10 protein-coding genes are annotated in these 15,205 nt (G+C 58.1%); 5 read left to right on the top strand and 5 right to left on the bottom strand.

What is annotated here, in order from left to right:
* Positions 1 to 56 precede the first annotated feature (56 nt).
* The 4 genes from CPY64_RS18400 to CPY64_RS18385 all read left to right on the top strand — a co-directional run bounded on the left by CPY64_RS18400 (position 57) and on the right by CPY64_RS18385 (position 5,485).
* Positions 57 to 1,664, top strand: a complete 1,608-nt coding sequence (locus CPY64_RS18400) for a carboxyl transferase domain-containing protein (RefSeq protein ID WP_042484787.1) — start codon at positions 57 to 59, stop codon at positions 1,662 to 1,664.
* Between the two features lie 14 nt (positions 1,665 to 1,678).
* Entirely contained in the window at positions 1,679 to 3,691 is a 2,013-nt protein-coding gene (locus CPY64_RS18395; protein WP_042484790.1) for an acetyl/propionyl/methylcrotonyl-CoA carboxylase subunit alpha, read from the top strand.
* Positions 3,692 to 3,801: 110 nt separating this feature from the next.
* The gene (gene gluQRS / locus CPY64_RS18390; RefSeq protein WP_042484794.1) at positions 3,802 to 4,710 is read left to right on the top strand and encodes a tRNA glutamyl-Q(34) synthetase GluQRS; all 909 of its coding nucleotides are present in this window, start codon (positions 3,802 to 3,804) and stop codon (positions 4,708 to 4,710) included.
* Between the two features lie 316 nt (positions 4,711 to 5,026).
* Entirely contained in the window at positions 5,027 to 5,485 is a 459-nt protein-coding gene (locus tag CPY64_RS18385) for a Smg family protein (RefSeq protein WP_042484796.1), read from the top strand.
* Positions 5,486 to 5,734: 249 nt separating this feature from the next.
* On the opposite strand, the gene CPY64_RS18380 is transcribed toward CPY64_RS18385, so the two are convergent.
* The gene (locus CPY64_RS18380) at positions 5,735 to 8,242 is read right to left on the bottom strand and encodes a GDYXXLXY domain-containing protein (RefSeq protein ID WP_042484799.1); all 2,508 of its coding nucleotides are present in this window, start codon (positions 8,240 to 8,242) and stop codon (positions 5,735 to 5,737) included.
* Positions 8,243 to 8,355: 113 nt separating this feature from the next.
* On the opposite strand from CPY64_RS18380, the gene CPY64_RS18375 reads away from it, so the two are divergent.
* Positions 8,356 to 10,947 carry a DNA topoisomerase III gene (locus CPY64_RS18375; protein WP_042484801.1) on the top strand — a complete coding sequence of 864 codons (2,592 nt, stop codon included), beginning with the start codon at positions 8,356 to 8,358 and terminating at the stop codon, positions 10,945 to 10,947.
* A gap of 941 nt (positions 10,948 to 11,888) precedes the next feature.
* Here CPY64_RS18375 and CPY64_RS18370 read toward each other — a convergent pair.
* The 4 genes from CPY64_RS18370 to CPY64_RS18355 all read right to left on the bottom strand — a co-directional run bounded on the left by CPY64_RS18370 (position 11,889) and on the right by CPY64_RS18355 (position 15,188).
* Complete coding sequence (locus CPY64_RS18370) at positions 11,889 to 12,323, bottom strand: CopD family copper resistance protein (RefSeq protein WP_009463604.1); 435 nt, start codon at positions 12,321 to 12,323, stop codon at positions 11,889 to 11,891.
* A 29-nt stretch (positions 12,324 to 12,352) separates the two neighbouring features.
* Complete coding sequence (locus tag CPY64_RS18365) at positions 12,353 to 13,606, bottom strand: TRAP transporter large permease (RefSeq protein ID WP_247604818.1); 1,254 nt, start codon at positions 13,604 to 13,606, stop codon at positions 12,353 to 12,355.
* Positions 13,607 to 13,712: 106 nt separating this feature from the next.
* Positions 13,713 to 14,210 carry a TRAP transporter small permease gene (locus CPY64_RS18360; protein WP_042484807.1) on the bottom strand — a complete coding sequence of 166 codons (498 nt, stop codon included), beginning with the start codon at positions 14,208 to 14,210 and terminating at the stop codon, positions 13,713 to 13,715.
* Positions 14,211 to 14,222: 12 nt separating this feature from the next.
* Entirely contained in the window at positions 14,223 to 15,188 is a 966-nt protein-coding gene (locus tag CPY64_RS18355) for a TRAP transporter substrate-binding protein (protein ID WP_026483872.1), read from the bottom strand.
* Positions 15,189 to 15,205 lie beyond the last annotated feature (17 nt).

Here is a 15,205-nt window from a genome sequence, read left to right as displayed (position 1 = left end):
GGGCTGCGGCCCGGCTGATTTTATGGGCTTTTCTCTGTTCTCTTTCCAGGCACGCCATGTCAGTTATTGAATCCCGCATCAATCCGCGTTCCCAAGACTTTCAGGACAACGCCTCGATCATGCAGGCCCTGATCCTTGATCTGCGCCAAAAGCTACAGAAAACCGCCTTGGGTGGGTCCGAATCCTCCCGGCAACGTCATGTGGGTCGCGGCAAGCTGCTGCCCCGCGAGCGCGTCGAACGTCTGCTTGATCCCGGTACTCCCTTTCTGGAGCTCTCGCCTCTGGCTGCCCAGGACGTCTATAACAACGAGTCTCCCGGTGCCGGCATCATCACGGGCATTGGCCGCATTGCGGGCATTGAATGCGTGGTGGTCTGCAACGACGCGACGGTCAAGGGCGGTACCTACTATCCGCTGACGGTGAAGAAGCATTTGCGTGCTCAGGAAATTGCCCAACAGAACAATCTGCCTTGCGTGTACCTGGTGGACTCGGGCGGGGCCAATCTGCCCAATCAGGAAGACGTATTCCCGGACCGGGACCACTTTGGCCGCATCTTCTACAACCAGGCCAATATGTCGGCCCAGGGGATTGCACAGATCGCCGTGGTGATGGGTTCGTGTACCGCTGGCGGTGCCTACGTTCCGGCCATGAGCGATGAGTCCATCATCGTGCGCGATCAGGGCACCATCTTCCTGGGTGGCCCGCCACTGGTGAAAGCCGCGACAGGTGAAGAAGTCAGCGCAGAAGACCTGGGCGGTGGCGATGTGCACACCCGTCTGTCCGGCGTGGCTGACCATCTGGCCGAGAACGATCTGCATGCGCTGGAACTGGCACGCCGCTGCGTCGGCCGCCTGAACCGCGAGAAAAAACTGCCCTGGCCGCTGAAAGAAGTCCGCGAGCCACGTTACGACCCGCAAGAGCTGAACGGCATCATCCCTGCCGACACCCGCAAGCCCTACGATGTGCGCGAAGTGATCGCCCGCATTGTGGATGATTCGGATTTTGACGAATTCAAGGCCCGCTTTGGCACCACGCTGGTAACCGGCTTTGCCCATATCCACGGCATGCCCGTGGGCATCATCGCCAATAACGGCATTCTGTTCTCGGAAGCGGCACAGAAGGGCGCGCACTTCATTGAACTGTGCTGCCAGCGCAAGACGCCTCTGGTGTTCCTGCAAAACATCACCGGCTTCATGGTGGGCCGCAAGTACGAAAATGAAGGGATTGCCCGTCATGGCGCCAAGCTGGTCACTGCCGTGTCTACCGCGGCCGTGCCCAAGTTCACCGTGATTCTGGGCGGCTCCTTTGGTGCCGGTAACTACGGCATGTGTGGCCGTGCCTTCAGCCCGCGCCTGCTGTTTCTCTGGCCCAATGCCCGCATCTCGGTCATGGGTGGTGAGCAGGCGGCCAGCGTGCTGGCTACCGTGCGCCGTGATGGCCTGGAAGCTCGTGGCCAAAGCTGGAGCGCCGAGGAAGAAGAAGCCTTCAAGGCCCCCATCCGCGAACAATACGAACATGAAGGCCACCCCTACTACGCCACTGCGCGTCTGTGGGATGACGGCATCATCCAGCCTTCGGATACCCGGCGCGTTCTGGCCCTGGGCCTGTCCGCCGCCTTGAACGCCCCTATTGAAGACACCCGCTTTGGCGTGTTCCGCATGTAAGACAAGGAGACACTGTGTTTCAGACCCTGCTGATAGCCAATCGCGGTGAAATTGCCTGCCGGGTGGCCGCCACTGCCCGCAGCCTGGGGCTGCGTACCGTTGCGGTTTACTCCGACGCGGACGCCGACGCCCAGCACGTACGTGCTTGTGATCAAGCCGTGCGCATCGGTGGCCCCGAGCCACGCGACAGTTACTTGAAGATCGACGCCATTCTGGAAGCCGCCCGTGCCACTGGCGCGAATGCCATCCACCCTGGCTACGGCTTTCTGTCCGAGAACGAGCACTTTGCTCGCGCTTGTGAAGAAGCCGGCATTATTTTTGTGGGCCCGCCCGCTCAAGCCATTGCGGCCATGGGCAGCAAGTCCGCCGCCAAATCCTTGATGGAAAAAGCCGGTGTGCCTCTGGTGCCCGGTTACCACGGCGACAACCAGGACCCGGATTTTCTGCACCAGCAAGCTGACAACATCGGCTACCCCGTGCTGATCAAAGCCAGTGCTGGCGGTGGCGGCAAAGGCATGCGCATTGTGGAAGAGTCCGGTGCGTTCCTGGAAGCCTTGCGCTCTTGCCAGCGCGAAGCCGCCAGCAGCTTTAGCGACGACCGCGTGCTGATCGAGCGCTACATTACCAAGCCACGCCATATCGAAATCCAGGTCTTTGGTGACCAGCACGGTGGGTACGTGTACCTGTTCGAGCGCGATTGTTCGGTCCAGCGCCGTCACCAGAAAGTGATTGAAGAAGCTCCCGCCCCCGGCATGACGCCCGAACGTCGCCAGGCCATGGGCGAAGCCGCCATTGCAGCGGCCCGCGCCGTGAACTATGTGGGCGCTGGCACGGTGGAGTTTATTGCCGAGCAGGACGGGCGTTTCTACTTCATGGAAATGAACACCCGCCTGCAAGTGGAGCACCCCGTCACCGAACTGATTACCGGCCACGATCTGGTGGAATGGCAATTGCGTGTGGCCGACGGCCAGCCTTTGCCTGCCAAACAGGACGAGCTGAGCATCAATGGCCACGCCATTGAAGTCCGTATCTACGCCGAAAACCCCGATAAGGACTTCCTGCCCTCCATCGGTACGCTGCGCAGCTTGCAGTACCCCGCCCATGCGTCCTTTACCTCCGGGGATGTGCGTATCGACAGCGGTGTGCGTGAAGGCAGCGTGATCAGCCCCTTCTACGACCCCATGATCGCCAAGGTCATCACCCATGGTGCTGATCGTGAACAGGCCCGTCGTCGCCTGATTCGCACGCTGGCTGACACTCAGGTGGCCGGTGTACACACCAACAAGACCTTCCTGCAACGTCTGCTGGGCGATGAGGCCTTTGCCCAAGCCGATCTGGATACAGGTCTGATCCCACGTCGTCACGATGCGCTGTTCCCCAGCAATCAGGACGTTCCAGCTTCTGTGCTGGCCTTCGCCGCCTGCACTGTGCTGATTCACCAGGGTATGAGCGGGCAAGCCCCCAACTCCGACCCGTGGGCGGTACATGACGCCTGGCGTTTGAGCGGGGACTACGATCAGAAAGTGGCCTTGCAACTGGGTGAAGAAGCCCACGAAGTGCTGCTGCAACGTCGTGACAACCAGTGGCAGATCACGCTGGGCGAAACCCAACACGCGCTGCGCTGGCAAGCCGAGGCAAGGGCTGGTCTGGCCAACACCCTGACCTTGCGTCTGTGGCTAGATCAGGTCGAATACCGCGCCCAGGTGCTGCAAGATGGCGACCATCTGCAAGTTGCCCAGGCTGGTTCGGACTGGACCTTGGCCGTGGTCGACACCCTGGCCAGTGCTGGCACCAACAGCCAGGAAGCCCACGGAGGCCGCCTGACCGCTCCCATGCCGGGCAAGATCATTGCCTTGAATGTGGGCGCAGGTGACAGCGTCAAACAGGGCGATGTGCTGCTGGTCATGGAAGCCATGAAAATGGAACACTCCATTCAGGCACCGGCAGACGGCACCGTGGCCGAGCTGTTCTTTGCGGTGGGCGATCAAGTGCCCGAAGGCGCAGAACTGGTCACCATGGAGAGCTAAAACCACTCCCTTCCAGCCCGTGTAAAACGCATTGCCGGGCTGGAAAAATAGGCGTAAAGTCGCACAAACAAGAGCCCCCACCCAGGGGCTCTTGCCGTTAAGAACGACTCATGACCGCCCAGCCTCTTACCCCCTACTGTGGTCGCTTTGCGCCTAGTCCCAGTGGTCCCTTGCACGAGGGTTCGCTGGTTGCTGCCATGGCCAGCTACCTGGATGCACGCGCCCAGAACGGGCGCTGGTTACTGCGCATTGAAGATATAGACACACCACGCGTTGTCACAGGGGCCGACCAGATCATCATGCAGCAGTTGCAAGGTCTGGGTATGCGCTGGGATGGCGAGGTGATTTGGCAAAGTCAGCGGCTGGCACGCTACCAGGACGTGTTTGAGGGCCTGCGCGAGCGGGATCTGGTCTACGGCTGCGCCTGCACCCGTCAGGAAATTCTGGCGGCTTCCATGCCAGTCGCCCCGGATTCGCACGAATATCCCTATGCAGGCACCTGCCGCCACGGCATCCCGGCAGACCGCACCATCCGAGCATGGCGGCTGCGTGTCCCGGAAGGGGTGGAACACTTCACCGATCGCTGGGCCGGGCCGCAGCAACAGGACGTAGCCAAGGAAGTAGGGGACTACATTCTTAAGCGCGCCGACAAGCTCTGGGCCTACCAGTTTGTTGTGGTCATTGATGATGCGGACAGCCAGATCACTGACGTTGTACGCGGCGCGGATTTGCTCAGCTCCACGGCCCGCCAGCGCGTCCTGCAAAAAGTCCTGGGCCTGCCTGTTCCGCGCACGTTGCACGTGCCGCTGGCCTGCGATGAGCAAGGCCGCAAGCTCTCCAAACAGAACCATGCCCCGGCCTTTGACCTGGAGCATCCTATGGAGACGCTGCAACGCGTCTGGGCCTTTCTGGGTTTTGCTCCCGTGGCTGCGAACACCTTGGACGGGTTCTGGAGCCAGGCCATCAGTGCGTGGGCGCAGCGCTTCCCGCTGCCTGCGGAGCCAAGCCCGAACAACTGAGCCACGAGCCGAGGCTGAATGCGGATGCGGATGCGGATGCGGATGCGGATGCGGATGCGGATGCCAGCTAGGGTTTCAAATAAACGACAGTTTCTACCCCAACAATCGATTTATGTTTCAATCATAAAGACGCCCTGCCGCCAAGGGCGTCTGCCAGAGCAAAACCCGGCGAAAAGCCGCCCGGATGCACAAGGCAAGACTCATCCTTCCCCTGAACACCCCATTTGCCCCCTACCGCAAATCAGCGTAAAGTTTGGTCACTGGTTACCGAAATCACGCAGTTTTTTTAATCACTTAGGACGGCAACCTTATACCCATGTTTGATATCCTGGTTTATCTATTCGAGACGTATTACAACCCCCAGTCCTGTCCCAAGGCGGAGGTTCTGGCCCACAAATTGGCCGCTATTGGCTTTGAAGACGAGGACATCAACGACGCACTGGGCTGGTTACATGCACTGGGCGAGACCTCGCAACAGTGTCAGCCTACGGCTCAACTCAGTCCCAACAGTCAGCGTATTTTTTCTGAGCACGAACAGAATGTGCTGGGCGCTGACGCGATGGGTTTCATCACCTTTTTGCAAAATTCCGGCGCTCTTACCGCCCACCTGCGCGAAATTCTGATTGAAAGCGCCATGACGGTGGACGAAAGCCCGGTCTCGTTGGACAAAATAAAAATTGTCGCCCTGATGGTTTTGTGGAGCCACGAAGCCGAAATTGATCACCTGATCTTTGAAGAGCTGCTCAGCGACGACTCCACCCGTCAGTCCCACTAAGCTGATACACAGGAACCTATTTTTTGTTCAGGAAACGGCCCCGATAAAGAGGGTCCTTCAACACAAAAAACCAAGGCCCGAATCCGACACTTCATCGGATTCGGGCCTTTTTGATTGGGCTTGCTGCTGACTGGCTCTGGCTTGGTCACCTCTATAGAAACAAGTCCCAGATACGAAAAAGCCGGATTGTCTTTATTAGATAGAGGCAATCCGGCTACAGGCTATTGAGCGCAACTGATCAGGTCAGGCTCACTTGATTTCCTTTCTGTCCTCGTCCAGCATCGCGCGCAGCAGGCTTTGTCCACCCTCGACCACCGCAAACTCACCATAACGGGCGGCATCGAAGCGATCTGCCGAGCCTTCAGCGAAGAACCAGGCATCTGTTCCAGGCGTCCAGTTACTGCGATGACGACGCATGCGCAAGCGCATCACATCGGAAGGCTCAGCCACAGGACCTTCTTCGGTCCACAGACGCTCCTGGCCGTCCTGCTCCAGATAAACCCCCTTGAGCTGCGCCACCTTGTTCGCATCCAGCTGCACAGCCACAACCACCCACTGCTGAGCGTCCATCTTGGCAAGCACGTCCTTGGGCAAGCCCCAGGACAGGGCAGACAGATTCTGCGACAGGGCAAAGTTCAAGGACATATAGTCGCCCTGCATCAACGAACGGGGATCCACCGGAGCCAGCTCCAACAACACCGTCTGACCATCGCTCAAGATACGTTCCTTTTGCACGATAGCCACGTTGGCCACGCCCAGCACCAGCACCGTCCCCAACAGAACGCTGGCAACCATACCTTTTGGTGCCTGCTGCGGCGCGGCTACCGCCCCTGTCTTCTTACGACTCAACTGACCCAAATAGGCAAAGACCAGACATCCCACCCCGGTTGCCAGCAACAGTTCAGCCTTATCCAACAAGCTGATATTCAGGATGTAGTACAGACGCCAGAGGCAGAACAGGCCCATTGCCACGGCCACGGCCAACAAACTGAGATAGCGCCAGGCATAAGCCACCAGAATCCAGCTCAAGGCCAGGGCCACCGGCGGATAGGGTGTCCAGACCGCGCACAAGGCAGCCATCCCCAGCAAGCCAATGCCATAGACCAGGGGCTGGTCACGCCAGCCGCGCCAATAAAACGCCAGTATCGCCAAAGGAGCCATCGCCAGCAGAAAGCCAGCTACGGTCAGGTAAGGCCGCGACTCGTCCCAAAAAGGCATGGAATAAAACAGCGTGCCCGCCGAAACAAGATGAATCTGGGAAGCAAGCAGCAAGGACCAGAACAAGGGCAGCCAGAAATGCGGCTTGCGCTCACCACGCAAATAAAGATGTCCTAACAACAAGGCAGCAAAGAACATGAATGCCGCGGGCATTTCCAGCACCCAATAAGGCATCATGGTCCAGCGATCAAACAGGCGCTCGATCATCAGAAACTCGATCGCGGCCAGTGCCCAAATCACCAGCAACATGCGCAATACGAACTGTCCTTTGGCCAGCCTGTACAGCAAGGTGCTGATCACAACGGCTATCATGGCGCTGACTTCATGTGGCCAGGGGTAGCGCATGTCCACAACCGGCACGCTTAGCAAGAGCACCGCGCAAGCCACCCAGCCACCGACCAGATCCCGGCTGGAGACCGTATGGGCCTTGGCAAACAGCACGGGGGACACCAGAGCCATGATGCCACCCAGTACACCCAGCGCTTCCAGACTCAAGTCCAGAGAAACAGCCAGGTACAGCAGAATAATCAGCGGTAACAGCAGGTATAGGAACAGCTTGATCACGCGCAGATACCAGGGGTGATGCTCGTCACTGTCCTGAGCGTCAGCTTGAACACTAGCCTGTGCGTTGGCCAGGTTCTCTGCTGTTGAGGCAGCCGGACTGGCTGCCATGGCTGCGTTCACCGATGCTTGAGTTGCGGCCGCTTCGCTACCATGAGTCCGTCGCCACTGGACGACCTGTTGCTGCAGGAAGCGCAGCAAGCCCAGGCCCAGGCCCACAATCACCACCACGATCAGCAGAAACGCATCGGCTGCATACTCGATAATCAGCATGCTCAAGGAACCATACGCGCCGAACGAGGCCAAGGACATGATCAGCAAATCCGGGCGGCGGTAGTGATAAATACCGTACAGCACCAGGAACAGAACCAGTCCCAGCAGGAAGTTGCCTTCCATGACCTGGGCACCGATGAAAAAGCCCACCGCAATCGCTGCGACCCGCGGCACGATGCGCCACGGGTCATGACGCGCACGCCAGATGGTTTCGGCTGCCAGCAACAACAGCGCATTGACTGCCAGAGCCAGCAAGGTCTGCGTGGTGTAGCTGCGCCCAAACCAGCCTAAGCGGGCAACATCTATCCATAAGTACAAGGCGGTATTGATCAGTACCAGCCACAGCACCGACAGAAAGACACTGCGCACTGTGAATACCCAAGGTATGATCAGCACAGTCCACAATGCGAAAAGCTGCCAAGGGTCTGCGCCAGTCTGATAAGTCTGGCCAATCAGCGCCAGCAAACCGCCCGTGGCCACGGCGGCCAGGCCGGTCAACGCAGCAGGCACTCCCAGATCATGCCCCCAGCCGCCGGAACGTCGGCGAAACAGCAAGGCCAGCCCTGCAGAAACCAGCACGGCGCCTTGAGCCAGGGCAAATTTGGCTACGTGCCCCCAGTTTTCCCAATTGGCCGCAATCCAGGTCACCAGACCACTGGCGAGCAGCAAAACGGCCAACCCCCAGGCCAGTTTTGTCAGAAACACTCGCCAGTCAGTTGGCCATACGTTAGTCTTGTCAGGTCTCATAACTTGCATAGAGGGATAAGCACCTCGTATCATTTCGCGCATTGCAGCGCAGTTGCTGTCACTGGAATCATATGGATAAAACACTAATCATTGCCGAGAAACCTTCAGTCGCCGTAGATATCTCGCGGGCATTGGGCGGTTTCACTCGAGAAGGTGATTATTTTGAAAGCGATCGCTATGTGCTGGCCTCCAGCATCGGCCATCTGCTGGGCCTGGTGGCCCCTAATGATCCGGTCCGCGGCAAGTGGAGCTTCACACATCTACCTGTTATTCCCCCTCAGTTTGAGCTCAACCCGACGGACAAGAAATCGACTGAGCGCTTGAAACTGCTGGTCAAGCTGATCAAACGAAAAGATGTCACCGCTGTTATTAATGCCTGTGACGCGGGGCGCGAGGGTGAGCTGATTTTTCGCTACATTATGCAGTACGCCGGGGCGAAAAAGCCGGTGCAAAGGCTTTGGTTACGTTCGATGACACAATCGGCTATCCGTGAAGCATTTGAAAACCTGCGTGACGATGAAGACATGAAACCGCTGGAAGCGGCGGCCCGTTCGCGCGCTGAAGCGGACTGGCTGGTAGGCATTAATGGCACCCGTGCCATGACGGCCTTCAACAGCAAGGATGGCGGCTTTTTCAAGACTCCCGTGGGCCGTGTGCAAACCCCCACGCTGGCTATCGTGAACGAGCGCGAGAACCGCATTCGCCAGTTCGTGTCGCGCGATTACTGGGAAGTACACGCGGACTTTATTGCTGCTGCTGGCCTGTACACCGGCCGCTGGTTTGACCCCAAATTCACCAAAGACGAGCACGACCCCGAGAAGAAAGACTCGCGTCTGTGGTCCCTGACCGCTGCCCAAACCATTGTGGCCGCCTGCCGCGAGCAGCCCGGTGTGGTCACCGAGGAATCCAAGCCCAGCACGCAGATGTCGCCCGCCTTGTTTGATTTGACCTCGCTGCAACGCGAAGCCAACTCGCGCTTCGGCTTCTCCGCCAAGACCACCTTGTCCTTGGCGCAGACGCTGTACGAACGCCACAAGGCGCTGACTTACCCGCGTACCGATTCGCGCTATCTGCCCGAAGACTATATAAGTACGGTGCAAGAGACCATGCGTGCGCTGGCTGACAGCGGTACGCCTGCCAGCGCTTCGGTACAGCCGTTTGCGCAGGAAGTGGTTGAGCAGAAATGGGTCAAGCCCAACCGTCGGATTTTCGACAATAAAAAGGTTTCGGATCACTTTGCCATCATCCCCACCTTGCAGGTGCCTCGGGAGCTGAGCGATGCCGAGCACAAGATTTACGAGCTGATCAGCCGTCGCTTCCTGGCCGTGTTCTTCCCAGCCGCGGAGTTCCGCGTCACCACGCGTATCACGCAGGTATCCGGTCACCACTTCAAGACCGAAGGCAAAGTGCTGGTCAAACCGGGCTGGCTGGCTATTTATGGCCGCGATGCTCAAGGTGAAGATGCGTCCCTGGTGCCCGTTGCCGATGGCGAGAAGGTTCGCACCGAAGATGTGAATACCAAAGCGCTGGCCACCAAGCCGCCCGCACGCTTTACGGAAGCGACCTTGTTGTCGGCCATGGAAAGCGCTGGCAAGCTGGTTGACGATGAAGCCCTGCGCGAAGCCATGTCCGAGCGTGGTCTGGGTACGCCAGCCACTCGCGCTGCCATTATTGAAGGTCTGCTGAACGAAGCCTATCTGCGTCGTGAAGGCCGAGAACTGGTTCCTAGCGCCAAGGCACGTCAGCTGATGACTTTATTGTCCGGTCTGGGCGTTAGCGAACTGACTTCGCCCGAACTGACTGGCGAGTGGGAGCACCAGCTCAAGCAGATCGAGCAACGTCAGCTGGACCGCGACGTGTTCATGCGTGAAATCGCGCAGATGACGCAAGTTATCGTCAAGCGCGCTAAAGAATACGAGCGCGACACGGTTCCGGGCGATTACGCGACTTTGCAGACTCCATGCCCTAAATGTGGTGGCGTGGTCAAAGAGAATTACCGTCGTTATGCCTGCACGGCTTGCGATTTCTCTATCGGCAAGCACCCCGGTGGTCGCACCTTTGAACTGCCTGAAGTTGAAGAGTTGTTGGCCAAGAAAGAATTGGGTCCGCTGCCTGGATTCATCAGCAAGATGGGTCGCCCCTTTGCTGCCCTCTTGCGCATCACCGACGAGTACAAGCTGGAGTTCGACTTCGGCCAAAACGACGACGATGACGATGAAGCCCTGGATTTCAGCGGCCAGACCCCGGTCGGCCCCTGCCCCAAGTGCCAGTCTTCCGTCTTTGAGCACGGCTTGCGTTACTTGTGCGAGAAGTCCGTGGGCCCCTCCAAGAGCTGCGACTTCCGTAGCGGCAAGGTGATCTTGCAGCAGGAAATTACCCGCGAGCAGATGGCCAAGCTGTTGGGTGAAGGCAAGACAGACCTGCTGGATGGTTTCGTGTCCTCGCGTACCAACCGCAAGTTCAAGGCCTTCCTGGTGCGTCAGGCAGACGGCAAGATCGGCTTTGAGTTCGAGCCGCGTCCAGAGAAGCCTGGTCGCAAAACAGCCGCCAAGAAAACGGCGACTAAAGCAGCGGCTAAAAAGACAGCAGTGAAGAAAACAGCAGCCAAGAAGACGGCTGCAAAGAAAACAGCTGCTAAAAAGACTGCCAGCAAGGCGGAGTAAAGCTCGGCTTGTTTGAAAAAATGGCCTCCCTTTTTTGGGGGGGCTTTTTTTTTGGGCAATCGTTTTAGAGCTTGCAGGCTGGGGAAGAGAATCTCTGTGAAGACGCCGTTCAGGGACCGGGTTTGGGTCTCGGGGCTGAGCACTTGCCGGTGCTGCGCACCGGTTCCCTTGTCGAGTACAGGCTCCGGGCGCACCCTGAACTCGCCCGGTGGTTTGTCCCCCGGACAAACCACAAACGCCGGGCTCAAACAACAGGGCGCTTGCATCCCGGATCCCGCACTCGCCTGCGGCAAGTACTCTGAACCGCCCCGAGACCCAAACCCGGTCCCTGAACGGCTCACAATAGTTCTTTGCCCATAGGCTGCAAGACTTCTTACCCGTATGACCTCAGTTCCACCACGGTATTTATGACACCGCTGAGCAGCGGCATAAGGAAACGACCGAAACATAAACTGCTAAGCAAGCATAAACATCGAACAGCAAACAACAACAACAACAACAACAACACATAGTGCATAGCACACGACACACTGCACACAGCCACCACAACCACAACCAATGCAAACTCAACCGAAACAGAGTTGCAAGGCCGAGGTATTAAAACGGTGTGAAGGCGCGAGTCCGTGGGGCTCGGGGGGTGGGCGGATCAGAGTACTTGCCGCGGGCAGGAGATAGCGCAGGGGTCCAAGCATCCTGCTGTTTGAGCACGACGCTTATGGTTTGTCCGGTGGACAAACCATCGTGCGAGTTCAGGATGCGCCCTGCGCTATCTCCTGACAAGGGCACCGGTGCGCAGCACCGGCAAGTGCTCAGCCCACCCCCCGAGCCCCACGGACTCGCGCCTGGCTTTTAATAAGCTCCCCTACGCCAAGCTGCATCCGAGCACTATTCCACAGCCAAACCCTTTCTAAACATCAATGCCACAGCATGAAAACCCACGACTAAAGCGGCAAATAAAACAAAGCCTTAGCCAGCACCACAATCAGCAGTACGTGTGCAAAAACACTCAGGTGAATAATCCGTGAGCGCCGCGCTGTCATGGTTTTGCGTCGGCTCATCACCATGACGGACAGGAAGTGTCCAAACACACTCAAGGCCAAGGTGATTTTCACACCCAGAATCCAGGCCCTGGCCCCGCCGACCTCAAACAAGGCCCGATGCTGCCAGGCCAGACTCAAGCCCGCACCGTAGAGCAATAACAAAACCCAAGGCATGATGCGACGCGCGCGGCGCCCCAGGGCATATTCGAACTCCCGCATCGATGGGCGGGAAACCTGACGCGCCAAAGGCGACAACATCAGCACCTCGAAAAACACGGTGCCGATGAAGAAAATTGCAGCCAGAAGGTGAACCAACAACAGGAGAAAGTAGCTCATGAACAGCGCTCAGGAAAGCAGACAATTCATCAACGGTACACCAGGTCTCGCGCCCACAAACTGACTTCTGGCACATAGCTGATCAGCATCAAGCAGGCCAGGATGACAACGACAAAAGGCAGCAGGGGACGTATCAGTTTTTCCAAAGAAATTCCGGCTACTGAACACGCCGCAAACAGGTTCACCCCAAAGGGCGGAGTCACCATTCCCAGCGCCAAATTGACCACCATGATGATGCCAAAATGCGCCGGATCAATCCCAAACTGCACCGCTACCGGCAGCAAGAGCGGAGCCAGCACCACAATCGAGGCGGAAGTCTCGACGAACATGCCCACCACAAACAAGGCCGCGTTCACGCCCAGCAAGAACATCATCGGGCTGCTGAACAGTTCCCCCAGCCAGATCCCCATGGCAGCCGGAATGCCGGTGCGATTAAGCAAGAAGCCAAACACCCCCGCATTGGCAATGATGAACATGATCACCGCCGTGGACACCACGGAACGATGCAGTACTTTGGACAAATCGCCCCATTTAACACTGCGGTAAATAAACATGCTGACGATCAAGGCATAGACTACCGCCACAGCCGAAGCCTCGGTAGGCGTAAAAATACCCCCGTAAATTCCGCCAAGAATAATCACCGGCATCAGCAAGGCCAGCCACGCCTGACGAAAGGCCGTCCAAACGCTCAGACGGCCCACACCATCCTGCAAACCCAAACCATGACGACGTGCGTACAACCACACATAAATCATCAAAGCGCCGCCGATCAACAAGCCAGGACCAATACCCGCAACAAACAGCTCGCCCACCGACGTGTCTGTGGATACAGCGAACAGAATCATGGGAATGGACGGCGGGATAATCACCCCCAGCTCCGCCGCTGAAGCCTGCAAGGACGCCGCGAACGGTGCCGGGTAGCCATGCCGGACCATGGCAGGAATCAGAATCGCCCCCACCGCAAAGGTTGTTGCCACACTCGAGCCAGCCACAGCCGCAAAAATCATGCAGGTCAGCACACAGCTGCACGCCAGACCACCCTGCACACCACCGACCAGGCTTTTGGCAAACTCCACCATACGGTTGGACATGCCGCCCGATTCCATCAAGTTACCCGCCAGGATGAAGAAAGGCACCGCCACCAGAGGGTATTTGTCCAGGGCTGCGTACAGTTGCTGGGCGATGACCAGAAACGTCATGCGCCCCTCCCACGCTACCCCCGCCATATTGGCCAGCCCCACGGCAATGGCCACGGGCACCGTCAATACAAAGAACAGCAGCATGGACACAAGCATGATCTGGGGCACGATACGGTCTCCGGTCTAAACAGATGCCAGCCAGGCATCCAGAGTGCGGCGGTGCTTTACAGGCACGGAATCAGGTCTTGAATTAGAGCTGCGTGTTATCCACCACAGCGGGTGCCGGTTTTTCCAGCCAACGGGCCAGCAATCCTAGAATGGCCAGCACAGCGCCAATCGGGATCGCAATATACACCCAGGAAATGGACCACTCCAGGCTGGGCATGGTCTGAAACCGTACCCGCCAGGTCATTTGAATGCCGACCCAGGTCAGCAGGCCGAAAAAGGTCAGACAAGCAAGCAGCACGGCCACATCCAGCCAATGCTGTGCCCGCTGCCCGACCCAAAGTCGCAGCACATCCACGCTCAGCATGGCGCCCTGACGCAGGGCCAGACACAGACCCAGCATGACCGTCCAGATCAAGGCAGCACGCGACCAGGCCTCGCTCCAGTCAGCGGGCGACTGAAGTACAAAACGGGCGATAACTTGATAGAACGCAGCTGCCACTGCCGAGAGCAGCAGCAACTGCGTTACCCAGGACACCAGACGAAACAGGCCCTTGTCCAGCACAGACAGCAGCGCTTTCATGATGAACGCCGTTTACTGAGTCTGACGAATGGCCTCGACCAGCTCCTGGCCGAACTGTTTGTAGTACTGGGGATAGACGGGCTCTACCGCTTTGGCAAATGCCGCGTGGTCAACCGTATTGACCTGCATGCCTTCCGCCTTGACGGCATCTACGCCAGTTTTCTCGATGTCGTCCACGTAGTCACGCATGGCCTGGGCAGCCGTTACGCCGGCATCTTTCATCAACTGCTTGTCCTGATCGGACAGGCCGTCATATACCGCCGGAGACATCAGCACCAAGGCCGGGCCGTACACGTGTGCAGTCAGCGACAGATACTTTTGCAGCTGCGGCAGCTTGGCCGACACAATCACGGACAAGGGGTTTTCCTGGCCGTCGATAGTGCCTTGTTGCAAGGCCGTCGCCACTTCCGGCCAGGCCATAGGCGTCGCCAGAATGCCGATTTCACGGAAGGCCGCAATATGGATGGGGTTTTCTGTGGTGCGTATCTTCAAACCCTTGGCATCCGCCGGGGTAGTGACAGGACGCACATTATTGGTCAGGTGACGGAAACCTTGCTCACCCCAGGCCAGCGCCACAATCCCGCGCTTGGGAAATTCAGCCAGCATGTCCTGGCCGATCTTGCCATCCAACACATGACGGGCATGTTGCAGATCACGGAACAGGAAAGGGATATCGAATACGCCGGTCTTGGGCACAAAGTTCAGGGTTGCGCCGGTAGAGACAATGGCCAGATCAATTGTGCCCAGTTGCAGGCCTTCAATGACTTCACGCTCGCCACCCAGGGCGCTGTTGGGGAAGGCCTCGATGGTGTAATTGCCATCCTTTTCCAAGGCACTGGCAAAGGCCTTTGCACCCGCACCATAGTGAGAGCTGGTGGACAAGGCGTAGGCCAACTTCAAGGACGTTTGAGCCGTAGCCGCTCCCGCAGCCAGGCCTAAACCCAGCATCAAACCCGCGGCCAAAAGACGGTTCTTCATGTGACGGTACATCATGC

Origin of the sequence: Alcaligenes faecalis, from assembly GCF_002443155.1 — a bacterium.
In the GTDB taxonomy this organism is placed as follows: Bacteria; Pseudomonadota; Gammaproteobacteria; order Burkholderiales; family Burkholderiaceae_B; genus Alcaligenes; species Alcaligenes faecalis.
The sequence above is the reverse complement of the archived record's forward strand: the minus strand, read 5'-3'. Positions and strand labels throughout refer to the sequence as shown.